The organism is Chryseomicrobium palamuruense, from assembly GCF_042649045.1.
Lineage (GTDB): Bacteria > Bacillota > Bacilli > Bacillales_A > Planococcaceae > Chryseomicrobium > Chryseomicrobium palamuruense.
This window is the reverse complement of record NZ_JBHSEF010000009.1, coordinates 209,257-235,381: the sequence shown is the minus strand read 5'-3', so window position 1 is coordinate 235,381 and position 26,125 is coordinate 209,257. Positions and strand designations below refer to the sequence as shown.

The 26,125-nt window shown below is 46.8% G+C and carries 28 protein-coding genes and 1 riboswitch; of the genes, 11 read left to right on the top strand and 17 right to left on the bottom strand.

The window, feature by feature from the left end:
- Positions 1–14: 14 nt before the first annotated feature.
- A complete protein-coding gene (locus ACFO0S_RS02675) occupies positions 15–2,030 on the bottom strand; it encodes a penicillin-binding transpeptidase domain-containing protein (protein WP_378139894.1) in 2,016 nt (671 codons plus the stop codon).
- 111 nt (positions 2,031–2,141) lie between these two features.
- Here ACFO0S_RS02675 and ACFO0S_RS02670 point away from each other — a divergent pair, with 111 nt between their 5' ends.
- Together ACFO0S_RS02670 and ACFO0S_RS02665 are read left to right on the top strand one after the other, a co-directional pair.
- The gene (locus ACFO0S_RS02670; protein ID WP_378139892.1) at positions 2,142–2,543 is read left to right on the top strand and encodes a hypothetical protein; all 402 of its coding nucleotides are present in this window, start codon (positions 2,142–2,144) and stop codon (positions 2,541–2,543) included.
- A gap of 54 nt (positions 2,544–2,597) precedes the next feature.
- Positions 2,598–2,870, top strand: coding sequence for a hypothetical protein (locus ACFO0S_RS02665; protein ID WP_378139890.1), 273 nt, complete (start codon positions 2,598–2,600; stop codon positions 2,868–2,870).
- Positions 2,871–2,891: 21 nt separating this feature from the next.
- Here the strand turns inward: ACFO0S_RS02665 and ACFO0S_RS02660 are convergent, their stop codons facing one another.
- The 4 genes from ACFO0S_RS02660 to ACFO0S_RS02645 are packed head-to-tail and all read right to left on the bottom strand — an operon-like array spanning position 2,892 to position 4,659.
- Positions 2,892–3,551 (bottom strand): RNase H family protein, encoded by a 660-nt coding sequence (locus ACFO0S_RS02660; protein WP_378139888.1) that lies wholly within the window; start codon positions 3,549–3,551, stop codon positions 2,892–2,894.
- 25 nt (positions 3,552–3,576) lie between these two features.
- Positions 3,577–3,771 (bottom strand): hypothetical protein, encoded by a 195-nt coding sequence (locus tag ACFO0S_RS02655; RefSeq protein ID WP_378139886.1) that lies wholly within the window; start codon positions 3,769–3,771, stop codon positions 3,577–3,579.
- Positions 3,722–4,240, bottom strand: coding sequence for an SRPBCC family protein (locus tag ACFO0S_RS02650; protein ID WP_378139884.1), 519 nt, complete (start codon positions 4,238–4,240; stop codon positions 3,722–3,724). Before ACFO0S_RS02650 ends, ACFO0S_RS02655 begins: the two co-directional genes overlap by 50 nt.
- Positions 4,237–4,659 (bottom strand): DUF1801 domain-containing protein, encoded by a 423-nt coding sequence (locus tag ACFO0S_RS02645; RefSeq protein WP_378139882.1) that lies wholly within the window; start codon positions 4,657–4,659, stop codon positions 4,237–4,239. The genes ACFO0S_RS02650 and ACFO0S_RS02645 overlap by 4 nt, the downstream gene beginning before the upstream one ends.
- Before the next feature lie 85 nt (positions 4,660–4,744).
- On the opposite strand from ACFO0S_RS02645, the gene ACFO0S_RS02640 reads away from it, so the two are divergent.
- A complete protein-coding gene (locus tag ACFO0S_RS02640) occupies positions 4,745–5,914 on the top strand; it encodes a YbfB/YjiJ family MFS transporter (protein WP_378139880.1) in 1,170 nt (389 codons plus the stop codon).
- A gap of 352 nt (positions 5,915–6,266) precedes the next feature.
- Complete coding sequence (locus ACFO0S_RS02635; protein ID WP_378139878.1) at positions 6,267–7,499, top strand: MFS transporter; 1,233 nt, start codon at positions 6,267–6,269, stop codon at positions 7,497–7,499.
- 38 nt (positions 7,500–7,537) lie between these two features.
- Here the strand turns inward: ACFO0S_RS02635 and ACFO0S_RS02630 are convergent, their stop codons facing one another.
- Together ACFO0S_RS02630 and ACFO0S_RS02625 are read right to left on the bottom strand one after the other, a co-directional pair.
- On the bottom strand, positions 7,538–8,878 hold the full coding sequence (locus tag ACFO0S_RS02630; RefSeq protein ID WP_378139876.1) for a GntP family permease: 1,341 nt from the start codon (positions 8,876–8,878) through the stop codon (positions 7,538–7,540).
- 11 nt (positions 8,879–8,889) lie between these two features.
- A complete protein-coding gene (locus ACFO0S_RS02625; RefSeq protein WP_378139874.1) occupies positions 8,890–10,017 on the bottom strand; it encodes a glycerate kinase in 1,128 nt (375 codons plus the stop codon).
- A gap of 119 nt (positions 10,018–10,136) precedes the next feature.
- Between ACFO0S_RS02625 and ACFO0S_RS02620 the strand changes: the two genes are divergently transcribed.
- Positions 10,137–11,195 (top strand): CdaR family transcriptional regulator, encoded by a 1,059-nt coding sequence (locus tag ACFO0S_RS02620; RefSeq protein WP_378139872.1) that lies wholly within the window; start codon positions 10,137–10,139, stop codon positions 11,193–11,195.
- 43 nt (positions 11,196–11,238) lie between these two features.
- Here the strand turns inward: ACFO0S_RS02620 and ACFO0S_RS02615 are convergent, their stop codons facing one another.
- From ACFO0S_RS02615 to ACFO0S_RS02600, 4 genes are all read right to left on the bottom strand, one after another.
- A complete protein-coding gene (locus ACFO0S_RS02615) occupies positions 11,239–12,381 on the bottom strand; it encodes a glycerate kinase (RefSeq protein WP_378139870.1) in 1,143 nt (380 codons plus the stop codon).
- Positions 12,382–12,393: 12 nt separating this feature from the next.
- Positions 12,394–12,675, bottom strand: a complete 282-nt coding sequence (locus ACFO0S_RS02610; RefSeq protein WP_378139868.1) for a hypothetical protein — start codon at positions 12,673–12,675, stop codon at positions 12,394–12,396.
- A 76-nt stretch (positions 12,676–12,751) separates the two neighbouring features.
- A riboswitch (SAM riboswitch) is annotated at positions 12,752–12,853 on the bottom strand.
- Between the two features lie 40 nt (positions 12,854–12,893).
- Complete coding sequence (locus ACFO0S_RS02605) at positions 12,894–13,091, bottom strand: hypothetical protein (RefSeq protein ID WP_378139866.1); 198 nt, start codon at positions 13,089–13,091, stop codon at positions 12,894–12,896.
- A gap of 33 nt (positions 13,092–13,124) precedes the next feature.
- Positions 13,125–13,538 (bottom strand): general stress protein, encoded by a 414-nt coding sequence (locus tag ACFO0S_RS02600; RefSeq protein ID WP_378139864.1) that lies wholly within the window; start codon positions 13,536–13,538, stop codon positions 13,125–13,127.
- A gap of 174 nt (positions 13,539–13,712) precedes the next feature.
- Here ACFO0S_RS02600 and ACFO0S_RS02595 point away from each other — a divergent pair, with 174 nt between their 5' ends.
- A complete protein-coding gene (locus tag ACFO0S_RS02595; protein ID WP_378139861.1) occupies positions 13,713–14,081 on the top strand; it encodes a DUF2188 domain-containing protein in 369 nt (122 codons plus the stop codon).
- A 12-nt stretch (positions 14,082–14,093) separates the two neighbouring features.
- Complete coding sequence (locus ACFO0S_RS02590) at positions 14,094–14,642, top strand: NADPH-dependent FMN reductase (RefSeq protein ID WP_378139859.1); 549 nt, start codon at positions 14,094–14,096, stop codon at positions 14,640–14,642.
- 11 nt (positions 14,643–14,653) lie between these two features.
- Here ACFO0S_RS02590 and ACFO0S_RS02585 read toward each other — a convergent pair whose 3' ends face one another.
- Entirely contained in the window at positions 14,654–15,529 is an 876-nt protein-coding gene (locus tag ACFO0S_RS02585; protein WP_378139857.1) for a patatin-like phospholipase family protein, read from the bottom strand.
- A 161-nt stretch (positions 15,530–15,690) separates the two neighbouring features.
- Between ACFO0S_RS02585 and cysK the strand changes: the two genes are divergently transcribed.
- Positions 15,691–16,608, top strand: coding sequence for a cysteine synthase A (gene cysK / locus ACFO0S_RS02580; protein WP_378139855.1), 918 nt, complete (start codon positions 15,691–15,693; stop codon positions 16,606–16,608).
- A 57-nt stretch (positions 16,609–16,665) separates the two neighbouring features.
- The gene (locus ACFO0S_RS02575) at positions 16,666–17,328 is read left to right on the top strand and encodes a type 1 glutamine amidotransferase domain-containing protein (protein ID WP_378139853.1); all 663 of its coding nucleotides are present in this window, start codon (positions 16,666–16,668) and stop codon (positions 17,326–17,328) included.
- Positions 17,329–17,346: 18 nt separating this feature from the next.
- Here the strand turns inward: ACFO0S_RS02575 and ACFO0S_RS02570 are convergent, their stop codons facing one another.
- Together ACFO0S_RS02570 and ACFO0S_RS02565 are read right to left on the bottom strand one after the other, a co-directional pair.
- Entirely contained in the window at positions 17,347–17,820 is a 474-nt protein-coding gene (locus tag ACFO0S_RS02570; RefSeq protein ID WP_378139851.1) for a DinB family protein, read from the bottom strand.
- An 84-nt stretch (positions 17,821–17,904) separates the two neighbouring features.
- Positions 17,905–18,552 (bottom strand): EAL and HDOD domain-containing protein, encoded by a 648-nt coding sequence (locus ACFO0S_RS02565; RefSeq protein WP_378139849.1) that lies wholly within the window; start codon positions 18,550–18,552, stop codon positions 17,905–17,907.
- A 190-nt stretch (positions 18,553–18,742) separates the two neighbouring features.
- On the opposite strand from ACFO0S_RS02565, the gene ACFO0S_RS02560 reads away from it, so the two are divergent.
- Together ACFO0S_RS02560 and ACFO0S_RS02555 are read left to right on the top strand one after the other, a co-directional pair.
- The gene (locus ACFO0S_RS02560) at positions 18,743–19,189 is read left to right on the top strand and encodes a GNAT family N-acetyltransferase (protein WP_378139846.1); all 447 of its coding nucleotides are present in this window, start codon (positions 18,743–18,745) and stop codon (positions 19,187–19,189) included.
- Between the two features lie 95 nt (positions 19,190–19,284).
- A complete protein-coding gene (locus ACFO0S_RS02555; protein WP_378139844.1) occupies positions 19,285–19,665 on the top strand; it encodes a DUF2500 domain-containing protein in 381 nt (126 codons plus the stop codon).
- 20 nt (positions 19,666–19,685) lie between these two features.
- Here ACFO0S_RS02555 and metH read toward each other — a convergent pair whose 3' ends face one another.
- Genes metH through ACFO0S_RS02540 form a run of 3 tightly spaced genes read right to left on the bottom strand, consistent with a single transcriptional unit; the run spans position 19,686 to position 26,057 of the window.
- Positions 19,686–23,123: a methionine synthase gene (gene metH / locus ACFO0S_RS02550; RefSeq protein ID WP_378139842.1), complete on the bottom strand. Its 3,438-nt coding sequence runs from the start codon at positions 23,121–23,123 to the stop codon at positions 19,686–19,688.
- On the bottom strand, positions 23,104–24,948 hold the full coding sequence (locus tag ACFO0S_RS02545; RefSeq protein WP_378139840.1) for a bifunctional homocysteine S-methyltransferase/methylenetetrahydrofolate reductase: 1,845 nt from the start codon (positions 24,946–24,948) through the stop codon (positions 23,104–23,106). The genes metH and ACFO0S_RS02545 overlap by 20 nt, the downstream gene beginning before the upstream one ends.
- Positions 24,945–26,057: an aminotransferase class I/II-fold pyridoxal phosphate-dependent enzyme gene (locus ACFO0S_RS02540; RefSeq protein WP_378139838.1), complete on the bottom strand. Its 1,113-nt coding sequence runs from the start codon at positions 26,055–26,057 to the stop codon at positions 24,945–24,947. The genes ACFO0S_RS02545 and ACFO0S_RS02540 overlap by 4 nt, the downstream gene beginning before the upstream one ends.
- Positions 26,058–26,125 lie beyond the last annotated feature (68 nt).

The window sequence follows — 26,125 nt, the reverse complement described above, 5'->3', positions numbered from 1 at the left end:
AAAGGGTGCGCGATTTACTGTCCGTAAAGAAGTTGATAGACGCGCGCGACCTTCTCTGCCACGTACCCACTTCCGCCATTGTCTTCTACTTGTTCAATCATCATCGCTAGAATGAAGTCTTCTGTTTCCGTTGGGTAACTCACGAAGAACCCGTTCTCTTGGCCTTCTTCGTTTAGACTTGCTTTCAGCTCAGCCGTCCCCGTTTTCCCTGCGACCGGAATCGATGGAAGGTTTACTGCCTGGGCAAATCCATCCACGACCATCCGGCGCATTCCTTCACGAAGTACAGCTGCATGTTCCGGACTCACCATACCTTCTTTCCACACGACTTGATCCTCCTCTTCCATCAGAAGAGTCGGTTGCCACATCGTCCCGTCTGTTACAAACGGCTGATAGGAAATGGCTAAGTGAAGAATGTTCGCGAGCATCTGTCCTTGTCCAAATGACGTATCGGACAATTGTCCTTCTGAAGAGATCGTGCCATCATTTGAAACTTGTGAAGCCTGTAGATTCAACAGAAATGGAATGGTTTCTCCGAATCCAAATTTTTCAAGGCCGGAGACAAAGGGTTCTCTTCCCATGCGCAACGCTTGTTGGGCAAAGTAAATGTTATCGGAATAAACGAGCGCTTTCGTCAAATCAATCGGATTGGGCGCTTCCGGGTGAAGACGTGTGACGCGATAGTCGCCCCAGGACGCATCTTTTTGCCACTGTGCCCCTTCAATGACAATGCCCTCTGTAGGGTCAAGTGTGCCGTTCGCCATTCCAATGGCTGCTGTAATTGGCTTTAACGTAGATCCTGGTGCGTAGGATGCCGCAAAGCGATTGAGGAGCGGTTTCAATGGATCATCACTGAGCTCTTGGTACCTCGTCTGGGTCATACCAAGCATAAATTCGGATGGAATGAATCCGGGAGAACTTAGAAGCGTCAGTACTTCTCCTGTTTCCGGGTTTACCGTCGCAGCTGTCCCCGGCTCTCCGTCCATCGAATCATAGGTGATGCGCTGAAGCTCTGCATCAATGGTCAGTTCAATCCGTTTCCCGTCTTTTGCGGGAAGCTGTGCAAGCGTCACATTCTCTGCGCCTTCTGCTACTGGATCGATGTAAATGGTCTTCCCGTTTTCCCCACGTAGACGTTCCTCTAAATAGCGCTCCAACCCTTGACGACCAATGACGTCAAACTCGGTGTACCCTTCGTCTTCATGTTCGGAAAGTTGTTCCGCGGTAATCGGTCCGATATATCCAATTAGGTGAGACGTGGCTTCTCCGTATGGATATTCACGCATTTCTGCAGTATTTAAAAGAACACCCGGAATGGTCAGGAGCTTATCTTTCAAAGGATCGGTTGACGCCAGTTTATCCAGAGGGACGAACAGGTCATCACGAACCCAGCTCTGCGAAAGTTGATTATCAATATATTCTTCTGTGACGCCTAGAAGTGTGGCGAGCTCCGTTTTTGCCGCTAGGTCTGTGAACTTTCCAGGCACGACACCAACGTCAAACCCTGTACCATTAATGGCCAGTGGATTTCCATTACGGTCATACAGTTCGCCGCGTTTGAACGACTGTGTCGAGACACGCACTTCATCTCCTGTCATAAGACCAGGTAAAATAAAGCCTTCATTCCAGTCCACCACCCACGTTAATTCATCGTCTGCTTCAATGGGATGTAGCGTCATATCTTGTTCCCATTCAATAGGTCCTGCAAGTGTTTCTATTTTAAGTTGAACCGGAAATTCAGCAGGTTCCGTTGGTTCCCACTCCGTGTCTTCCGGTGCTCGTGTAAAGGTGATTTCTCGCTCCGTAACCCCTAGGGCCTCGTCAAGACTTCGTTGACGCTCGACGAATGCTACTTCATCCACCGTCTCTTTCGTCGTTTCCGACACAAAATCTGTATACATCGTCTCATAGTCCGCTTCGTTCCAAGCAGCAACGTAAGCTTCTAGACGTTCTTCCGGTGTAATGTCATCTGAACACCCTGCAATCATTAGGACACTTAGTAAAGAAATGGTCCATCCCCACTTTTTCATGCTCTGACCCCTTTCTGTATTGTCATGATTCGTTCACTAGTCTTTATTGTTAAGAGTATCATAGATGGTAGACTATATTGTAGACACATAGGTTACATAGGAGGTTAGGAAATGGAAAAGAAATGGAGTATTCGACTTATACAGTTTGCAGCGATTTTTGGATTTATCGGAACATATCTCGGTTCACATATGGCCGGTGTGATGGATTACTCGTTACGCCCGATCCATGCCCACATCTTACTCGTTGGTTGGTTATCCGTCTTTGCTTGGGGAATCTTCTACCAAGTGTTTGAAATCAAGTACAAAAAACTCGTGACGATCCATAGTATCACAGCGATGGTCGGAGCCATCGGCTTAACGGCAGGAATGTGGTTCTATAACTTAAATCCGTTCAATATGAATGATACATTCATTCTGATTTTCTTTATTGTCGGAGGAATGATTTTATTGATTGCTTTCTTCATGTTTGCAGTGATTACGTTCTTTACCGTTCCTGCGAATTCACGAAAATAAGGAACTTTCTTCCTGTCTTTTCGTACGTATCGAGAAGGAAGGGAGGAGAACAAGATGGAATGGTCCATTCTTTTACTCATTTTCGTTGGTGGGTTTAGCTTCTATCTGTTTGCAGAAGTACGCAGCTTACGGACACGCATCCAACGCCTCGAACGACAAGAAGGCGAGGCGCACGTCGCGTTCACACCGGAACTGGAAGAAGAAATTTCGATGTTGCTGAAACAAGGAAAGAACGTGGAGGCAGTGAAACGGGTACGCGAAGAGAACGGCTGGTCGCTTCTTGAAGCGAAACAAGTTGTCGATCGGTACCACGAAAAAGAGGTCTAGCATTTGCGCTAGACCTCTTTCTTATTGGACCAATTCAATTTCCGCTGCGACTGGAATGCCCTTTAGAGCTTGTGTAGCCAGTCGGTTCGCTTCGTTGTTTTTATGTCTCGGAATTTTATGGTACTCAGGCTGCAGCTTCATATGGTCGAGTTTTTGATCCACACGACGTCCCCATGAAGCAAGCGTCGGGTCCATGATTTCCCAGTCTTCAATCATATGCTGAAGCACGACCTGGGAGTCGCCACGAATCTCCACAGGAATACCTTTAGCTCCCAAGAACTCGAGCTCTTGTAATGCCAAATGGAGGGCTGCAAATTCCGCTTCATTATTTGATGTGAAGCCTTCAACAAATGCATTTTGGCGAAGACGGTAAGATTTGCCATTTTGTTCATAATAGATGACGCACCCGAGGCCCGCTTCTCCAGTCTCTCGCTTATAGCCTCCGTCAAAAAAGATGCACACGTTATGCGGTTCCACTTCCACTTCTTTTAGATAGCGTTTCGCTTCTTTGACCGTCCAGTTGCTTCCTCGGCCATCGATTAATTCAATCTGGTGCGCGCGACCCGTGCGTTCGATATCTTCCACAAATAGTAGGGCGCGTTCTAGCGGCATTTCTTGTGATTCAAAGCGTGTTTCTTGGTTTCTAGGTGTTTTGTATAGCCAGCGAATAGATACATTCATATGCTAGACCCCCCTGCGCCATTCGTTACTTCGAATGAATTCCGTCCAATTCTTTGTATGCATTCATGTACTTCCCACTGTCTGCTACCTCTGCGTGATACAGTGCTTTCAGGGCATGGGCTTTTCCTAAATCATGTTCTTTCATCAAATTCTTGAGCTTTAGTTGAAGCTCACGTTCTGATTTCACGAGTTGACTCATCTGTGCTTGTAGATATTTCATGGTGTTCGCCTCCTCTCGCGTCTTTTTCCGCTTCTCTTTTTATCCGTTGAACAAATTCTTCTACAACCGGACCGCCGTTTTCTTGTTTCTTCCCAATCTTCAACATCGTTTTGCCAATAAAGTTCATGCCTTCATTGGAACCAATATACCGAAAATGTGTCCAGCCTTCCGAAATTTTCTTCATTTCAAATGTAAGGTTCGTATCAAAGAGGTTCGCTAAAACGAATTGAATCGTCTTTTTCTTATGATCTGGCTCATCTGTAAACTCCGAGATGGTCACAAGATAACTTTCTGTGCGCTTCCCTTCTCGGTAGGTCTGTTTATAGGATGACCCTGTAAGCGGCTCGTTTTTCACAATCCACTCATTTGTATCGACTTTCGGCATAATGCGCTGCGGATGGCTTTCATCGAACAGAGCCCACACGGTATCGATTGGTGCTTCGATTTCAATCTCTTTATCCCATTTCATTCCGGATACCTCGCTTTCGTCACTTCAACGGAACGGCGAATCATCTCACGTAATACACTCTCGTCCACATCGCTTAGTTTGTTTATATAGATACAAGCTTTGCTCGCTTTATGTTTTCCTAATCGGGAGAAATACAATTCGCGTTCATCTTCCTCTGGCGCTACATAAAGAGTCAGTGCAGTTTTTCGCGGAGAGAAGCCAACAAGCGGCGCTTCCCCTTCATGGCCGGTCGCATATTTATAGTGGTACGAACCGTACCCGATAATACTCGGTCCCCACATTACAGGTTCATATCCTGTTTCTTCATAAAACATATCCAGTAACCGATATGCGTCTTCTTTCTTCGCAGGCTTTTCAATGGCTTCGACGAATTCGACAACACTTGCATTGGTCGGTTTGGTTTTTTGCTCATATGCCATCTGGTTCCCCATCCCTTCATGTACTATTTCGCAAAGCGAATGTTTCACGTATACTAGACGTATTGAACTGGTTGAGGTGAACATCGTGAGACATCCTATTTTTTTCGTCCTAGGTGGCGTATTTGCACTCTTTATCGCCATGAGCATCGGACGCTTTGCTTATACCCCCATTCTACCATTTATGCAGCTTGAAAAGGGATTTTCAACTGTATTTGCCGGGACATTGGCTTCAGCGAATTATGCTGGTTATCTTGTCGGCGCGCTGATCGGTAGTTTCCTTCCGATACAAAAGGTACGCACTCCGTTACTTCGTGCGAGTTTAGTTTCAAGTATCGCTCTTACATTCGGCATGGGGCTGATTGACTCTGCTTCGTTTTGGCTTGTCTTCCGTTTCCTTTCCGGTGTGATGAGTGCGTTTGTCTTTGTGCTCACTAGCAGTATCATTTTGGACCGCCTGGCTACCATGGGCCGAATTGGTCTGTCAGGCATCATGTATGCAGGGGTCGGGCTTGGCATTTTTATCTCTGGACTCGTCGTTCAACCACTCGTCACGCATTTTTCAAGTGATGGCGCATGGATTGGACTCGGATTGATTGCTCTTGTTCTTGCCGTATATGTCTTACTAATCGTTCAAGAAGAACAGCCTGCCAGTGGGGGGACGTCTGCCCCAGCTACAGCGAAACGGAAAATAGAGCCTTGGCTGATCTGGCTGTTGATTGCCTACGGGTTCGAAGGACTGGGATACATTATCACGGGAACGTTTATTGTTGCGATTGCCGAGAATTCCCCTGTCTTCCAAGGTGGGGGTACCCAAGTGTGGGCAATCGTCGGCCTGGCTGCGGTCCCCTCTACAATGCTATGGGCATATGTGGGGGCGCGTTTCGGATGGATGCGCTCCTTCACAGCTCTATTAGTAATCCAGTCGGTAGGTGTATTATTGCCTGCCTTATCCGAGAGCAGCTTTAGCTTCTATTCGAGTGCTGTCCTCTTCGGGGCAACGTTTATGGGCGTCACTGTACTTGTTGCTTCTTATGCCCGTGAGAAGTTCCCATATGCCAGTGCACGCATTCTTTCCATTTTGACCGTGACATATGCGCTCGGACAAATGATTGGACCGATTATTGCGTCTTGGCTTGCGGTACAGACAGGTTCGTTCGCTTCTGCTCTTGTTGGCGCAAGTGCCGTAATTGCTCTTGGGGCTTTGTGTATTGTGCCTATTTTAATGATGGAAAAACAAAAGACGTCCGTTTCCTAAGTAGGGAACGAACGTTTTTTTGTGGGAAGGGCTTACTAGGAAGGGGTTGGGCAGTTAGGGGTTGGGATGGCCCCGGGTGTTTCGTTTCCATAATTCGAGTTTGTCACGACAAATCGATTCTCTGGTAGGTGAAATCTCGATGTTGTAGTGACAAATCACCTTTCTGTCCGATGAAACACGTTCGCTGGACGATGAACGTTCGCTCACCTTCCCTGTCCGTACCTTAATCCTCCTTTTCTTTCCTCTACTTCACATAAATTCATTCGTTAATCGAAAAATCTTCCTTCAGTCCCTTGTAAATTTCGCTTTCCGGAGTATAATTCAGGTATCGAATGATGGATGGAGAACGCGTATGTTTAAAATGAACCGACCGTATAACGAACGAATCAGCATCTACAATGGGATGGCTTCTACCGTCGCCTTGAACATCACCAATACATTTTTTCCGCTCTACATGATTACCATTTTAGGAGCGAACAACTATCAGGTAGGGCTACTTAGCTCGCTACCTCCCCTCATCGCCCTATTAATGACCATTCCAACGGCTATTTTGCTCAATAAAAGTAGTGCATACAAGCGACTGGTGGGTACAGCCATCATTACCGCTCGTCTCTTCTTTCTGGCGATCGTATTTGTTGTCTATCTGCCTCCAGAATACAGGGCGTGGGCATTTCTCGTCATCATCGGTTGTATGCATGTGCCGACAGCAATGGCGAATATTGGCTTCCAAACGCTGATCAGCGGCCTTATCGAAGAGAATCGTCGCGGTCAGTTCTTTAGTGACCGGAACCGGATGCTGACCGTCGTCGGACTTGTCACCACATTGTTTGTTGGAATCGTTTTACGTGATGCCACGGATAGCGTGTTATCGTATCAAGCGCTCTTTCTTTTTGCTCTGGCTTTCGGAATTTTAGAAGGCTATATGATTTTCAAACACAAGGAAAATGAACCTGTGGAAACCGAAACAAAACGCAAGCTGATGGATTGGTCCATTTTCCAAAATCAAGGCTACCGCTGGTTCTTGGTAGCCGCATTATTCTTTAATTTCACGTGGCAGATGGCCTGGGGACTTTTTAACATCTATCATGTCCGCATCGCAGAAGCGACGATCTTCTGGTTCAGTATGTTCTCTGCTGGGAATATGCTGATGCAGTTCTTTACCTATCCGTTGTGGAAGAAATGGTCGGAAAAGTACTCGAACACGCTTGTCTTTATCGTACTTGCGATCGGCATGGCCTCCGCTCCGTTCTTTACAGTACTCACGACGAATTTCTTTTTGCTGTTTCTCGTGCAGACAACGTCTGGGTTCTTCTTGTCCGGGGTCATCTTGGTGATGTTCAACATGCTACTTGAGCACAGTCCTGCAGATAAACGCACGTACTGTATTACAACGTATAACATCTTGTTATCGCTCATGGCGTTTACCGCACCTCAAATCGGGATCTTGTTCCTTGAATGGTTCGGAATCGTCGAAGCCATGCACATCAACGCGGCACTCCGTCTATCTAGTAGCATCGTCTTCTTCGCCATGTTTTGGTTCTATTCACGCCATAAGAAAAAGCCGCAGCCTGTTGCTGCAACTTGATCCCTGTCCCACCGGGTTACATTCCGGTGGGTTTTTTATTATACAAAAATCATCCAAGCGACCATTGTGACGACGATTGTCGTAATCCCCATCAGGAGTGTCGACATCGTCATTGCTTTGTAGGCATCTGTTACTTTCATGCCACTGAACTCTGTAACGACCCAGAAGAAACTGTCGTTGACGTGACTCACCGTCATAGCACCGGCACCAATGGCCATCACCACAAGGGCAAGCGCGACACCATCCGTAATCCCAAGCTCAAGAACGAGCGGTGCAACGAGTGTAGATGTAATGACAAGCGCTGTTGTAGAAGATCCCTGTGCTGTTTTCAGGGCAGCTGCAATTAAGAACGGAACAATCAAGAACAATGCGCCCGTACCGAAAGCAGATAAGTCCATTGCCTGTAATTGGTCGGCCACTCCTGTGTTCCGGATGACTGTTCCGAATGCACCACCTGCTCCTGTGATTAACAAAATAGGGGCAGCTTCCTTCAATCCGTCCCCTACCCAGCCTGTCAATGTCTCATTGTCGTAAGAAGGCAATAATGGAAGGGCTGCAAATACACCTAAGAACAAGGCGACGGTTGGTGCGCCAAGGAACTGGAAGAAGGCTGTGATGCCACCTTCTCCTCCTAATGCCGTTGCAATCGAACCTAAAGCAATCAAAGCAATCGGCACCACAAGTGGTAAAAAGGATTTAAACGCTGATGGCATTTTTCCAAAAGAAGCAATGATTTCGTCATAATCCAGCGCTTCAAGATCTTCTTCCACTTGGATTTTTGTCCCTACTTTGACAGCCCAAATATACCCGACAATAACAGCGGGGATTGCAATAAGTAAGCCAACTAAAATTATTGTACCTAAGTAGTCCGCCGCACCGATATTCCCTGCTGCTGCTATCGGACCTGGCGTTGGTGGAACGAGTGTATGTGTAGCAAATAACCCGGTTGCTAACGCAATGGCCATAGATGCGACAGCCACTTTCGCACGTTTAGCCAGGGCTTTTTTCAAGCTCGATAAAATAACATATCCGGAATCACAAAATACTGGGATCGATACGATGTACCCAATCAGTGACATGGCAAGTTGTGGACGCTTTTCCCCTACAACACGTAAAACGACCTCAGCCATCCGGTAGGCAGCTCCAGACTTTTCTAAGATGACACCAATAATGGTTCCCGCGACGATCACGAGACCAATACTTGTCATCAAACCTCCGAACCCTTCATTTACAAACCGTACGACATCGGTCAGTGGAAGCCCTGCTGCAATTCCCACAAAGAAAGCTGCCACGATTAATGAAATGAACGGATGGACTTTGAGTACAGCTGTCGCGAAGACAATTAATAGCACGCCTAGTAAAATAATCGCAAATAACATGGTGGTTCCCCCTAAAGTTTAAGTTTTCTCCCTAATCGTTCTGCCGCCAAGACAAGCGCCTTGTATGGCTCTGTTAACGCTGTATCTAATGAACATCCCTCTGATACTACAGACTCCATATACGTGAAATGAGGGATAAGTACCGCCCGCTCGTCTTCGTCAATCGTTCCCGAAAGCAAGGCGACTGGCACTCCTTCTGCTCGTGCCCGTTCTGAAATCCCGAGTGGAGCTTTTCCTGACAACGTTTGACTATCTGACTTTCCTTCTCCCGTAACGACCACATCGGCAGATTTTAAGTGTCGATTGAAATCAATAGCATTTAGGACACTATCAATCCCCCGCTCTAGATGCGCTGGGAAGAAAGCAAGAAGGGCGGTTCCCAGTCCTCCAGCAGCCCCTGCACCCGCTTTTTCATGATGGGCCTCACCCGTCACTTCTTGAACGACTTGTGCGAAACGTGCGAGTACCGCTTCCAGTACTTCAGCATGTTCAGGTGTGACCCCCTTCTGTGGACCGAAAATAGCGGTAGCTCCTCTCTCCCCAAGAAGAGGATTGTCGACATCACACGCAATCGAGAAATCGCACGACGCGAGACGAGAATCAAATCTCGTCAAATCGATGTTGGCAAGACCGGCATAGTCCGGCAGATGGTCCCCAAGTTCGTTTCCTTCTTCATCGTAAAAGCTGGCACCGAGTGCTCGAAGCATTCCGATTCCCCCGTCATTTGTTGCACTTCCGCCAATCGCAATGACAAACTGCCGGCATTCTTGATCGAGTGCATGACGAATCAATTCGCCAGTGCCAAACGTAGACGCCCGAAACGGATCCCTTTCCTCTTTCGTTACATGCATGATGCCAGAAGCTTCTGCCATCTCAATGACCGCAGTTTGTTGATCACCGAGAATGCCATAACGGGCGTTGATTTTGCGTCCAAGCGGATCATTAACAGGAATCTGAATGAAACGTCCTTCTGTAAGATCTACGAGAACCTCTAACGTCCCTTCTCCTCCGTCCGCAACAGGAAGAAGTGTACATGTGACTTCCGGGTACACGGATGTAATCCCTTCTGCCATCGCGCGAGCTGCCTCTTGAGCGCTGAGTGTTCCTTTAAATGAGTCTGGACTGATGATGAAATTCAAGATGCTCCCCCATTTCGTAAACGCTTACAAAATAGTGTAGTGTGTATTTTCTGATAATGCATTATACTTGGTGTACAAATTTATTATGATTAATGATAGATTTTTTAGGAGGTATGTCGATGTTGACGAAGGAATTAGCCAATCAAATGGTTGACCAAACGATGATTCGTCTCCATCATAATATTAATGTGATGGATACAAGTGGACGAATTTTTGCTTCTGGGGAGTCCATTCGTCTCCAACAACTCCACGCTGGAGCGGCTTATGTAGCAAAGACCGGTGAAACGTTAGTAATTGAAGAGACAGATATAGATAAGTGGTCGGGAAGCAAAGCGGGAATTAATTTACCTCTTTACTATAAAGAGAAATTAGTTGCCGTTATTGGAATTACAGGGAGCCCGGAAGAATTAAAACCCGTCGCCTCTCTCGTCCAGTTAACATGTGAACTTCTTCTTCATCAGTCGGTCGTGACCTCAGAGGCAGAATGGAACCGGAAATGGAAAGATGATGCCATCACGGAGCTCATGATGACCGAGCGTCTCTCTTCCGAAACGATGGAAAGGCTCTCATTAGCAGGATTTCAATTCGAAGCCCCTATGTATTGTATCGTCTTTCATTGTGAAGAAAAGGAAGTGCCTGCCTTAAGGCGAAAGTTTGAAGACTTTTTTGACTGGTCGGATAAGGTGGCCGGAGTAAGTATGACTGGGGAATTGATCGCATTTACAAGTCGTCTGCCCTTTCTTCAACTGGAGGAGAGAATGAACCGGTTCTTAAATGTGACGACACAAGTGACGGCAGCCATCGGAAAAGAAGCAACGTCTGTTCAAGAGCTTGCTCGGAGTTTGGCGACAGCTCGAGTCGCACGGAATCATGCAACAGGTCGCATCACACCTTTTGCAGATGTCGAGCTGATGTATTTATTAGATCAAGTCGATCCAGAAGAGCGCCTTGCGTATGCGGAGTCTATCCTGGTTGAACTTGATGCAAAAGCAAAAGAAACGTTACGCGTCCTGTTTCAATGTGAACTATCCATTCAAAAAACAGCTGACGCTCTAGGCATCCACCGTCATACGCTCAGTTATCGAATACAGCAGATTTTCGAGGAGACTGGATACCATCCTTTACATTTTTCCGAAGCTCGGAAATTATGGCTCGCTCTTCACTGGTTGACTAAGTAATTTTTCCATATAAAAATGCCTGGCATCTCACCAGGCATTTTGTTTATTCTGCACGTCCACGTTTGTTTAAAAACCATTTCGCCGCTGCTTGCTTAATGACGTCTTCAGGCTCTGCGAACGCACGCGAAAGCTCTGACTCGGTCGACGTAACCACCACGACTTCTTCAAATAGCGCGAGCGCTTCTTCTCCCACGCCTTCTTCCGCACTGCCAGCAAATAGCGTACAAGACAATCCTCGTTCAGATGCAAACTTCGCCACGCCATGGGGCCCTTTTCCTTGGAGGAAGGTGTGTGCGTCCAGGCGTCCTTCTCCCGTCACCACATGCGTGACGCCAGAAAGAGAATTTTCCCATCCAGAACGCTTCAAAATGAAGTCGATTCCGTGGTACCACTTGGAGGGGAAGAACGCTTGGACAGCCCCACCAAGCCCTCCACCTGCTCCTGCACCCGGCCGGTCATGAAGGCGTAAGCCGGTATGAGATTCAATGACATCCGCTAGTCGTTTCAAAGCCGCTTCCACATCCTGTTTATCGTCAGGATGGACTCCTTTCGTCTCCCCGTAAAGAGCCGTCGCCCCGCCCGGACCTACATAAGGAATCTGAACGTCACTGACCACGGCAAACGTGCACTCTTGAATACGTGAATCAAATGCTGAATCATCGAGTCGTGCGAGGTCTTTTACCTGTAGAAGGTCTCCTGAGATCTCCTGACCATGTTCATTTATGAACTTCATACCGAGGGCACGAAGCATACCTGCGCCCCCGTCGTTTGTGGCACTGCTTCCGATGGCTAAAATAAAATTCCGATGCCCTTCATCGAGAGCCGCTTTAATTAATTGACCCGTCCCGTAAGTCGATGCGAGACGAGGATTCTGTTCTTCTTTCTTCACGTAGCTAAAACCTGAGGCTTGGGCCATCTCAATCACGCATGTATGGCGGGAGAGACCCGTTACTCCATAAGCCGCTTGAATCGATCTGCCGAGGGGATCTTCTACACGTGCTGTTTTATAGGTTCCTTTCGTTGCGTTCATCAATGCATCGAGTGTGCCTTCCCCGCCGTCCGCAATGGGGAATTCCACGACTTCCACAGTAGGGTCTGCAGATTGAATCCCTTGTGCGAGTGCACGTGTGGCTTGCTTGGACGTGAGTGTACCCTTCCATGCATCTGAGCTGACGATGATTTTCATTGAAGTTCCTCCCTAGAATAAGCGTTTGCTAGCTGGACCAAATAAATAAAAGTGCAAATTCTGTTTCTTCTCTTCTACACTTCGTGATAAGCGTTCAATTTCCTGCTCAAGAGCCGAAATTTCTTCACGCTCTTTGTCGATACGACTTCTTGAAATCTCTTCTCCAAGTTCCAAATACAGCAGCTGATTTTCTAAAGCTTTCATTTTTTGGTGACGTACCATTGCTCCCGCATAACTTTTTGGCTCCGTCTCTTTTAACTGTTGCAACTGTTGTTCAAGTGTTTGTTTTGACATGCAAAACAGCCTCCTTTTGAAATTTGCCAAACAAAAAACTCTTCCCGAGAGAGAAGAGTCGCATAAGCAATATTTCTCCTCATCGTTCAGGGGATACCTGTTGGATGGAGCACCTTACCTCATAGGCAGGTTGCTGAGACTTCGTAGGGCCAAATCCCTCCGTCTCTCTTGATAAGAAAAGAGTTTCTGTTTAGTTAGTGTAAGTATAGCATAGATGGTTACTTTGAGCGAATATCGTCTTTATCTGCCTTTTTGTGATTGTAGAGTTCATTTTCACCCTCGGTATCGGCTGGGTCTTCTCTATAAAAGAAGGGATCGCTGTCGATTTTTTCTTCTTCCGTCAATGACTTTTCATCACTTGGTAGTGGAATTTTCCCACTGTTGTTTTTCTCTTTCTCTTTTTCAAACTCATTCATTGCTTTATCCTCCTTTTCTTTGTCTCATTTATTTTAGTGTTCCCTCTCCTCTTCATCCGTAAACGGCGCATTAACTACATGTCGAATGGAATCATCCGTCGCTCCGAGATTTGCACCATTCACTCGGTCTGCAAATACAAAATAATGACCGGCATCAATTTCTGCTTCTGCGCGTTCCACTACATCTGATCCGAAACCCAGACGAAAAAGTACGTCTTGTACACGATCTTCTCCTCGAAAAAAAGAAACTGCAGAATCCCAGAAGGAGTTGTTTTCCGTCTGTATTTGTAAGGATGTATTTTCTTGAAGCCAGCTCACTTGGCGACCCGACTTTGCCAAAATGACGACTTCATCTTCTTTAAACCCGGCATCACGAAGCGCCAATAATCGATGTTTTAATTCTTCACCTGTCGTCAGGATCCAGTAATTGGCGGTTTTCGAAATCATTATGTTCTCCTCCTCTCGATGTGCTGTACGATGTACATCCTTTCCCATATTTTAAAGAATCTAAAACTCTTTTTTCAAAAATCAGGAAGTGATGCCTATGGCAAGTGAAATAGGAGAGTTAGTAGTTTAATTGAGAGAAACAAGGGAAAACTGAACCCTAAGGAGGCGATGTGTATGCCATGGACAAAATCAGACTACCCTGATTCCATGAAAAACTTAGACGCTGCTATACGAAACAAAGCCATTGAAATGGCCAATGCAATGATAGAAGACGGGATGGAAGAAGGTCGAGCTATCTCCATTGCTACCGCAAAAGCAAGAGATTATGTGAATGGAACAGATGATTCAAGCCGTCCCCATTATACGGTAAAGACGCATAATGACGGATGGGCTCTGATGAAAAAAGATGGAGAGCGTGCTATACAGACCGCTGAAACAAAACAAAAGCTTCTCGAAGAAGCCAAATCGTATGTGACAAACAAAGACGGAATTTTAACCATTTACCAAGAGGATGGATCCATCGATCAAACCCTATATGACTAAGGAGGAAGAACCATGACGGAACAATTAAAGGTTGGCATCATTTTGGGAAGCACCCGAGAAGGTCGTGTGAGTCCACAGGTAGGAAATTGGGTTCTTGAGAAAGCGAATGCTCGCGGAGATGCACAGTATGAACTGGTCGACATCAAAGACTATGACCTTCCTTTATTAGGAACGGAAGAATCGGAAGGCGTCCAAAAGTGGAATGATAAATTAAACGAACTTGATGCGTTCGTATTTATTGTCGCTGAATATAATCACAGTATGACTGGCGCTTTGAAAAATGCATTAGACAGTGCACGTGAAGCGTGGTACAACAAATCAGCAGGAATTGTCAGCTATGGTTCTGCCGGGGGCACGAGGGCTGCAGAACATGTTCGGCAAGTCTGTGCTGAACTGATGATGGCAGATGTCCGTATCCATCCAGTCCTCTCTCTATTCCTTGACTTTGAAAACGGGGAGACGTTCAAGCCACGCGATTTGCATGATAAAAACATTTCAGATATGCTCGATCAAGTTCTAGCTTGGGGCGGTGCACTGAAACCATTACGTAATAAAGCCTAAGACGATATGTCTCAGGCTTTTGTTTTGACCGCTACGGGTTCCCCTAACCATTCCATCAATTGCTCAAATTGCCGATGACCTTCTTCAAGTCCCGATGCATACAAGGCGGATAACCTCTCTGGATTCCGCTCCGCCCGACCGATTTTAAACGACTCATGCGGACGAATGACGAAGACTTCCCCTTGATCTTCTAACGACTCTAACCATTCCAACGTTTCATTGTAATGCTGCCATCGTGTTTCCATCTGATGAACGAGGCCCGGATATTGTTTATACATATACTTACTGATTCCGTTCAAGCGAGAAGGGGCTTTGCGGTATCCTTTCGGACGCGTGAGAATCACCACTGCTTTTTCCACACCGTCTGTGAGAGCTTTCTTTAGCGGAATTGGATCGGCAATTCCACCGTCCATAAGAATACTTCCTTTGTATTCAACAGGAGCAGCCATAAAGGGCAGCGAACTAGAAGCGCGTACAAGTTTCAAAATTTCATCGCGCGGGGCATCTTTTTCAAAATAGACAGGATCTCCACTGTAACAATCTGTCGTTCCGATGACAAACCGTTCCGGGGTTTTCACAAACGTGTCATAATCAAATGGCACAAGTTCATTGGGTAACTTATCAAACAATAAGTCCATCCCAAATAATTCCCTTTTCAAGAATAAGTTTTTAATCGAAATATAGTCTGGATGTGTCACATAATCAATCGACACTTTCCGGTTCCGATCACGTTGTCTCGCTACGTAGGATGATCCTTGGCAAGCTCCGGCAGATACGCCAATCACATAAGGAAAGTAGAAATCATGCTCCATAAATGCTTCGAGCACCCCACCAGTGAAGACACCACGCATGCCGCCACCTTCTAGAATGAGTCCTTGCTGCTTCATTTGCTGTCCCTCCTTCTCTTCTATCTACTATTATTTCGCAAAAATAATCAGGAAGCAACTGGAAAATATATTTTAATTCCGATTGAAACACTTTGAATTGGAAATCAAATACCTGACTTGGTATACTGAGAGGAAAGAACGCCTAGAAAGAAGGTTATACTATGACGATTTATCAACGAATTACAGATTTAATCGGGGATACACCCGTTGTCAAATTAAACCGTATCGTGCCGGAAGCGGCAGCGGATGTCTATGTGAAGCTCGAAATGTACAACCCCACAAAAAGCGTCAAAGACCGTGCTGCCAATAATATGATTAAGGTCGCTGAAGAACAAGGGTTGATTAAACCCGGCGACACGATTATTGAACCGACGAGTGGAAATACAGGAATCGGTCTTGCCATGGTGGCTGCAGCTCGGGGCTACCGCGCCATTCTCGTGCTCCCTGATAATAGTACGCAAGAACGTATCAATTTATTAAAAGCATTTGGCGCAGAAGTGGTGCTGACACCACAAGATGAAAAAATGCCAGGGGCTATAAAAAAAGCAGTGGAAATAAAAGAAACCATTCCAAATGCATTCATTCCCCAGCAATTTGAAAATGCAGCGAACGCAGATGCTCACCGCGGGACGACCGCCCTCGAAATTCTTGAGCAGATGGATGGCCATCTGGATGCATTTGTCGCCACAGCGGGAACCGGAGGAACGATTACGGGTACCGGTGAGACACTGAAACAACACTTGCCAGAACTTTACATCGGCGTGGTCGAACCAAAAGGATCGCCTGTTCTATCTGGTGGGAAACCTGGACGTCATAAGTTGGTAGGAACAAGTCCTGGCTTCATTCCATCGATTTTGAATACATCGATTTACGACAAGATTTTTCAAATTGAAGATGACCAAGCCATTGACATGTTCAAACGCCTCGCTCGTGAGGAAGGTATCTTTGTTGGCCCTTCTGCAGGAGCGGCTGTGTATGCAGCGATTGAAATTGCAAAAAAACTGGGCACTGGCAAGAAAGTGGTATGCATCGCACCGGATACGGGTGAACGTTATTTGAGCATGGGTTTGATTGAATAAACAAGAAATCGGGTATCGTACGTAGGTAACTTTCAAAACCGGAAGGAGTCCTACACAATGTCAAAACGTATTTTAATGGTGTTAACGAATCACTCTGAATTACCTAACGGCAAAAAAACCGGCGTTTGGCTATCTGAATTTGGCGAAGCATTTCTCGCTTTCCAAAAGGAAGGCTACGACGTAACGATCGCTAGTCCAAAAGGTGGCGAAATTCCAATCGATCCAACAAGTTTAGAAGGTGACGTTTCAGAAGAAATGCTTGAGACAAAAACGCACCTACAACATACAGAATCCCTTGATCATCAAAATCCAGAAGATTTTGATGGCATCTTTTTACCAGGTGGTCACGGAACGATGTTTGACCTCCCGGATAACACAAAACTACAAGAAGTCATCCGTTCGATTTACGAAGCGAACAAACCGGTTGCCGCAGTGTGTCATGGGCCAGCTGGTCTTGTAGGTGTTACACTTTCAAATGGAGACCCACTTGTAAAAGGCAAGAAAGTAAGTGCCTTCACGGATGCAGAAGAACAGGACACAGGTCTTCAAGATGACATGCCTTTCCTTCTCGCTTCAAAGCTTGAAGAACTGGGAGCGCACCATGAAGCTGCTGACAACTGGAGTGGAAAGGTAGTACGTGACGGTTTACTGGTAACAGGGCAAAACCCTCAATCCACTGAAGCAGTCGCTCATGCGTTTATTGATACATTAAAAGAGTAGGCATCTGCCTACTCTTTTTTACGTCCAGCGGCCTTTTAAATCAAGCGCTTGGCGAATCTGTTCGAAGTGATGCTCATCGTGTTCAACAAAACCTGTGAAGTACTGCTCTAAATTGGTTTCGTGATCCCCGATTCGGAATGGCTCTCCCCATTTTGCTTCAGGGACAGCGGATAGTTCATCCACCATCTTTTGACGACCGAGTAAAAACTCGCGAATCGTTTGGTCTCGTGTCTGTTCCCTTGCGAAAGTTGCTGATTGGGCATTTAGTTCATCAGATTTAGGATAGGGTACAAGTTCGTGGCCTGCAAGAATTGGATGAAGGCGCTCGTTTAAAAAGAAACGATCCCATGGACCCAAATGGCCAATGACTTCTGCCACTGTCCACTTCCCTTCTGCAATGGGTGAACGCCAATTCTTCTCTTCCCATTCCTTCATCCCTTCGATCCACTTCATCGATGCACGAAAATGCGCGAGTATTTCTGCTTTGTTCATCTTGCCATCCCCCTTACTTTAGTTCTTTAAGTATACCCTTTCTCATAGAAAAAAAAGCCTGCACATCGGCAAGCTTTTCGAATGTTACAGATGTGGAAGATGGACAGCAATCTGGTCATCAATCATTAATGACGTCGACTTTTTATATAATACTTCTGGTTTCCCAAAAAAGTACCCTTGGAAGTATGTGTATCCTGAATCCAGGGCTCGTTGATAGTCCTCGAACGTTTCTACCTTTTCTGCAATCAACTTCTTGCCTGACCGTTTCGCTAAATTTTCTGTGCACTGTTGCTGGTTAAATGGCGCTCTAAAGTCGATTTTAATGAAATCTGTCGTTCTTAAAATATCCGGTATGCCGTGAACAGAAGAGTTACAATTGAAATCATCAAGAGCTAATTGATAACCTGCTTTTTTCAGATGTTGCAACGCCTTCAACAATTCTTCATCAAATTCAATGGATTCGAGTACTTCAATGGTCAGGGAACCTGGGGGAATAGTTAGTTGTCTGTAGTTGACGATGAGGTCGCGCGTGAAATTAACAAAGACAGGTAGTCCATGACTTACATAATCAAGGCCCATCACATGAAAAGCGGTCTCTAACACCCGTCTGGTCGCTTCATGTGGATCTTGGTCAGAATAGACATTTTCTTCGCTATTTCGAGACAAGAGCTCATATGCAATCACATTTCTGTCGGTATCAACGATTGGTTGACGGGCAAGATAATGGTCCATACGATTCACCTCCCGTTTTATAAACTATTTGGTATAATACTACTATAAATTGTCAGAATAGTCAATCATCAATCCTGACTCTATACATTTTCTATAGTAAAAAGCCTCAGTTTCTAACTAAATTTAAACAACAGTGGAAAGAAGGATTTTCCCACCCCGTGTCGAATAGGTATAAAAAGGAGGTTTTATCATGACGTATGAGGTGAAAGAGATCACTGACTTATCCAATGTGTCGATTGATCATTTAGTGAAACAAAGCGAAACAGAGGGCTATCGTTTTCTATCCCGACTCGTGGAGCATTTTCAAAATGGCAAGCAGCAATTCACGAAGCCTGGAGAAGCCCTACTAGGCGTTTGGAAGAACGATGAACTTGTAGCCATTGGTGGGGTCGAACAAAATCCCTACACAGAGGATACGCACACCGCTCGCCTCAAGCGCTTTTATGTAGAACCTGACGAACGAAGACATGGTGTGGGTTCGATGCTCTTGAAAGCTTGCCTCAACAAAGCAAAAGAAAACTTTACAAAAGTGACGTGCCGGACGGATTCGGCGAAAGCGGATGCCTTCTATCGTCACAATGGGTTTAGCGTCACTACAGATTCCCCTGAAACGACGCATCAGATGCAATTCAATTAATGAATCGCCTCCCTCGGGAGGTGATTTTTTCATACATATGAAACCAAGAAGCATACGTTTCGTAGATAAGATACACAGAATAAAGGAGGGACTAAATGGGCTTTTCAGATTCCATGAATGGTATGAGTACGTTCGGAACGCTATTTATTGCGATCGTCTTCATTATTGTTATATCTACGTTTATTTTTGTTATTGGAAAATCCATCACCACCTGGTCGAAAAATAATAATTCCCCCAAACTAACCGTGCCCGCTCACATCGTAACGAAACGCACGGAAACGAGCGGAGGTGCTGGGGACAGCTCTGCAAACACGTGGTACTATGTCACATTTGAAGTACAAAGCGGGGACCGGATGGAACTCCCCCTTCGCGGACATGAATTTGGACAACTAGCAGAAGGTGATAAAGGCCTCCTGACTTTTCAAGGCACACGCTACATCAACTTTGAACGAAAAATAGAACCACGCACCTCCTAAGTGTGCGTGGTTCTTGTTCATTAATACACATTAAAATATCTGGCTTCCGGATGAGCAAATACCATGGCAGATACAGAAGCCTCTGGTTCCATCATACAACCATCCGTCAATTCAACGCCAATGCGTTCAGGCTTTAATAGCTTCCAAAGTTTTTTCTGATCCTCGAGCTCCGGACAGGCTGGGTAGCCGAAGGAGAATCGCTGCCCTTGATACTTGGTCCGGAAGAGGTCTTGAATGGTCCGATCAACAGGGTCTGGGAATCCCCAGCGCGTACGCATCATCTCGTGCATACGCTCCGCAAGACCTTCTGCCGTCTCCAGCGCAAGTGCCTGCAGCGCGTGACTTTCTAAAAACTTCCCTTGTTCTTTTAATTGTTGTGACCATGCCCGAATATCCTTCCCTGCAGTGACTGTAAAGAATCCTACATAATCCATCGGGCCACCTACAGGTTTTACGTAATCGGCGAGACACAAAAAGTCATTTTTATGCTGCCTTGGAAAATGAAAGCGTTCGATTTCTTTGGACTCATCTTGTGGATCATAGATGATGACGTCATTGCCCTCTGATTGGGCCGGAAAGAATTGATAGAGGGCGGACGCTTGTAGAACACCTTCTGTCACTGCTTGGTCAAACAACTGATCCGTCAACTCTTTCAGTTTGACAGTTCGCTCATCTTTTTCTTCGAGTAATCGTGAAATTTTCCCCTTGATGCCCAAGTGATGGCCCAGTAACATCTGCTGATTGATGTAAGGATAAATTTGACGCAACGAGAAGTCGCGTAAAATGTGGACATCGAGATCAGTTGGCGTAAAGACAGGAACATCTCTGCTCACTGACGAAGTACCTATCTCATGCACCACGACCGGCTCGGCTTCAGCGGAAGCTTCTGCTCGTTTTTGTTGATCCTCTGTATACTCTGACTCAATTTGTTCTCTACCCTCACTGTTTTGCAATCGATTGAAAAGATCCAGTCCGTCCATGGCATCTTTTGCATAGAGAACCAACCCGTCGTACTCTTTCGCAATCTTATTCGCTGTAAATTTCCGGGTTAATGCCGCGCCCCCGACAACTACAGGTGTATCAATGCCCGCCACTTTTAAATCCTGTGCTGTGATGACCATCTGTTGCGCCGACTTCACGAGTAAACCCGACAGACCAATGATATCCGGCTTATGCACCTTGACCTGTTCGATGAGTTCTTGCGGGGTAACTTTAATGCCTAAGTCTTTCACATCGTATCCATTGTTGCTGAGGATGATGTCAACAAGGTTCTTACCGATATCATGCACGTCCCCCTTCACGGTCGCTAGCAACACTTTTCCTTTCGTCGAGGACATGTCCGCTTGTTCCATATGCGGCTCAAGGAAAGCGACAGCCGCCTTCATCACTTCCGCACTTTGCAGCACTTCCGCAACGATCAGCTGATTGCCATTAAATAGACGCCCTACTTCCGACATACCTGCCATGAGAGGACCGTTAATGACATCAAGCGGAGACGGGTAGCTAGCGAGAGCAGCTTCAAGGTCAGGCAGTAGCCCTTCTTTGGTTCCCTCCACAATGTAATAGGCCAGCCGCTCTTCCACGGTTTCTGGAAGCGCGATGACCTTCTCTTCTTTTTTCATCCCACGGTAAAATTCGGTGAAGCCCGCCAACGTTTCGTCCGTGGTGGTAAACAACAGTTCCTCCGCCAGACGCACCTCATCTTCCGGAATCGAAGCGAAACGTTCGAGCTTTTCGGTGTTGACGATCGCATAGTCTAGCCCAGCTTGCACACAGTGATACAAGAACACAGCATTCAGCACTTCGCGACCGACCGGAGGCAATCCGAAGGATACATTGCTCACACCGAGTATTTGCGGACAGTGCGGTAAGCGTTCTTTAATGGCGCGAATCCCGTCCACTGTTGCTTTCGCAGAGCCGATGTATTGTTCATCCCCTGTTCCTACTGGGAAAACGAGGGCATCAAAAATGATATCAGTCGGTGCCAGTCCGTACTTCTCGGTCAACAGCTGATAGGAACGCTCGGCAATCTCTAGTTTTCGTTCGGCTGAAACACCCATCCCTTGCTCATCAATCGTGCCAACCACCACAGCCGCTCCAAATTGTTTCACAAGAGGGGCAATTGCTTCGAAACGCTCTTCCCCGTCTTCTAAGTTGATGGAATTTATAATTACTTTTCCCTGTGAGTAGCGCAGAGCGACCTCTAGCACCTCTTCATCCGTTGAATCAATCATCAGAGGCACTTTTACTTTTTTCACCACTTGTTGGATGAACTGGTCCATATCTTCTACTTCTTCTCGGTCAGGGTCAGCGAGGCAAATATCGATGATCTGTGCCCCGTTTTTCACCTGTGCTCTAGCGATTTCAGAAGCTTCTTCAAGCTTTCCATCTTGAATGAGGCGTTTGAACTTCCGGGAACCGATCACATTTGTACGTTCCCCAACTAAAATCGGACGAGTGGACGGGTCATCATAAATGAACGGTTCGATGCCAGATACTTTATGCTCTTCATGCACAGCAAGTGAGCGAGGGGCATACTGTTTGGCAAGTTTCGCAAGCTCTCGAATGTGTTCAGGTGTTGTCCCACAGCATCCCCCAACAAGGTTCAGCCACCCCTTCTCAAGAAAGCCTTCCATTTTTAGAGCCAAGGACTGCGGCGTCTCATTATAATTCCCTTCTTCATCCGGAAGCCCTGCATTTGGATAGCAACTGACGTAACTCGAAGCCAGTCCGGACAGGGACCGCACGTGATCCCGCATGAATTCTGGCCCGGTCGCACAGTTCAGTCCGACCACAAGTGGCTTCATATGCTCGAGTGAAATATAAAACGCTTCAATGGATTGCCCGGCAAGCGTCGTCCCCATCGGCTCAATCGTTCCAGAAACGATGATCGGCACCTGACGCGCACGACTGGCAAATGCCCGTTGAATGCCAATGTTAGCAGCTTTAACATTGAGGGCATCTTGACTCGTTTCAACGAGTAACAGGTCGACGCCCCCGTCAAGTAGTCCTTCTGCTTGCACTTGATAATCCTCAGCAAGTTGCTCGAAAGTGATACCGCCTGTAACAGACAAGGTCTTTGTCGTTGGGCCCATGGCACCTGCGACGAACCGAGGCTGATCAGGGGTAGCAAAGCGGCTTGCCACACGAACAGCGATTTCGGCTGCTTCTTTGTTCAACTCATAGGCCAAGTGCCCAAGATCATATTCATCGAGTACGACTGGCGTGGCACCAAATGTGTTGGTTTCCACAATATCCGCCCCAGCTTCAAAATAAGCGGCGTGGATAGTTTCTACGACATCGGGTCGCGTCTTTACAAGGTATTCGTTACACCCTTCATACGCTTCCCCGCCAAAATCTTCTGCTGTCAAATCGGCTTCTTGAATCATCGTCCCCATTGCGCCGTCGAGTACAAGAATCTTTTGTTGTAATTGCGTTTCAAATGTGGAGATGGTCATAGGTTTCCTCCTGCTTTCGTGTCGTGATGAAGTCGATCAATTCAAGAGATAGTTCGTAGCGCAAGAACGGTGTAATGATGTAAATTCCTCGGAAGAGGCGCACGGCCTCAGCAAGAATCTCTTTTGTAATGGTCATTCCGACTTCAAGTGAACGCTTCGGATCGTCTCCCGCGTCGCGCATCCGCCTGCGTGTTTCCTCCGGCAAGCGAATCCCAGGGACTTCGTGGTGCAAGAATTCAGCATTCCGCGAACTCAGAAGAGGCATGATGCCGACGAAGAACGGCTTATCTACTTTCTGAGCCGCTTCCGCTAACGCATGTAATTGGTCGATTCCAAATACAGGCTGCGTGATAAAATAATCAGCGCCTGATGCGACCTTTTTCTCCAGTCGTTTAATGGACGCGTCCATGTGGCGGTAGTTTGGGTTGAAGGCGGCTCCTACAGAAAAGTTTGTCGGACGTTCCAGCGATTTCCCGGAAAACGATAGTCCCCGATTGTTTTGCTTAATCAACTCGATTAGCTCTAAACTCGATAAGTCATAAACAGAAGCGGCCCCCGGAAAATCACCGATTTTGGCTGGGTCTCCCGTAATAGCAAGCAAATCTTGCACGCCAAGTTCATGTAGACCCATCAAGTGAGACTGTAAGCCAATCAAGTTTCGGTCTCGACAGGTCAGGTGCACAAGCGGCGTGGCACCATAGCGTTCTTTGATGATGGCTGCTACCGCATCATTCCCTACACGTGGGGAAGCGAGCGGATTGTCTGCAAGCGTCAGTGCATCCGCCCCAGCTTGATGAAGGGCTTCAATTCCTTCGTAGAATCGGTCCGTATTCAAATGTTTCGGTGGATCAAGTTCGACAAGAATGGTGGTCTCTCGTTTCACTTTTTGAAGAAGAGGTGATTCGCCGTGCGACTGGGCAACAGCCTCCTTTTCAACCTGTATCTGAACATCTTTTTGTGTCACGGGGGTCCGGTCTGTCAAACGTTTGGCGACGGCCTGAATATGCCCTGGCGTCGTCCCGCAACAGCCCCCAATCAAATGAATCCCTTGTTCTTTGAGCTCTGCCGCACGCTCAGCAAAATACGTATATTCTTCTGAGTACGTATACCGGCCCTCCTCCATTTGTGGAAGGCTGGCATTTGGATAGACAGACAACAAAGCTTTTTCTGGAATTGGCACTTGCTTAAGGGCATTTACCATATGAAACGGGCCCATCCGGCAATTGACACCCACGACGTCCGCCCCACTAGCTTCTAACTTCTTTAAAGCCGAAGCAAGGGAGAGACCATTTTGTAACACACCGACCTCGTGCATCGAGACTTCTGCAATAACCGGCAGTGTACACTCTTCCTTAGCAATACGCACGACCGTCTGCAGTTCTTCAAAATCATAATAGGTTTCAAGTAACAGCGCATCGACACCTTCCATCATGAAGATATAGAGCTGTTCCCGAAAGCTGCGCTTGATTTCATCGAGCGGAATATCTTGTCTGATTCCTCGAAGTCCTCCGATGGTTCCGAGCACATAAACATCATCCCCCGCTGCTTCTTTGGCTAGGCGTACAGCCGCGGTATTGATAGCTTTCACTTGGTCTTGCAGACCGTAGCGGGAAAGCTTCACGTAGTTCGCGGCATACGTATTGGTCTGGATGACTTCTGCTCCAGCTGCAATGTACTGCGTGTGTACACGGAGAACATCTTCCGGATGGGATAAATTCAACTCTTCGTTGCAGTGATCGACGCCGTATGAATAAAGAAGCGTTCCCATCGCACCGTCAGCAATCAATACACGCTCCCGGAGTTGTTCAAGAAATGGCCGTTTCATCGGGTACCACCTGCCAGTTCATCTAAAATCTGTTGAAGCTCTTGCTGTAAGTCCGACACGTGTTCGATCCCGACTGAGAAACGCAGCAGCCTTCCACAAATGCCCACGCGTTCCCGTTCCTCTTCCGGAATATCGGCATGCGTTTGCGTGGTAGGGTACGTAATAAAACTCTCGACGCCCCCGAGACTCTCAGCAAATGCAATAAGTTTTAAACGTTCTAAAAAGACAGGCACCCAAGAGGCGTCGTTCAACCGAAAAGACAACATGCCGCCTTTGCCTGGATACAATACGGAATCAATCGCCGGATGCGCAGTAAGAAACGCAGCAAGCTCTCTCGCATTCTGTTGTTGACGCTCGATACGCAACCCAAGAGTCTTTAGGCTTCGCACGAGCAACCAACAGTCAAGCGGACTTGGTACAGCCCCAATCGAGTTTTGGATGACTGTGAATTGTTCGCCAAGCTCCGCACCTTTTGTGATGACTGCACCCGCTAGTACATCATTGTGTCCCCCGAGATATTTGGTGGCACTGTGGAGGACGATATCGGCTCCAAGTGTCAGTGGCTGCTGAAGGACTGGCGTATAAAAGGTATTGTCGACAATCACATAGAGGTCATGAGCTTTTGCAATATCCGAAATCGCCTTAATGTCGGTCTCTTTCATCAGCGGATTCGTTGGTGATTCAAGAAACACCGCGACGGTCTTCTCGGATATCACCGCTTTGACCTTTTCTACATCGGTCGTATCGACGTAGCAGAAGACAAGTCCTGTCCGGTCCTGGAGTTGGTGGAACAAGCGATAACTACCTCCGTATAAATCTTCCGAGACGATCAATTCATCTCCCGTGCGGAACAATTGAAGGACGGCATGCACAGCTGCCATTCCGGAACTGAAAGCAAACCCTTGGTCGCCTTTTTCTAGTGTAGCGAGTGCTTCTTCCAAAGCGGTTCGTGTCGGGTTGGCTGTCCGCGAATAATCATATCCTGTAGACTGCCCAATTCCCGGATGGATGTAAGCGGTCGATAGGTGGATCGGCAAGCTGACCGCACCCGTCGCGGGGTCTTTTCGATTTCCGGCTTGAGCCAATTTGGTTTCTAGTTGATAGGTCATATCATTTCCTCCTCGAGTGGGAGAGGGTATAGAAAAACGCCCTCTTATAAAATCATAAGAAGGCGTCT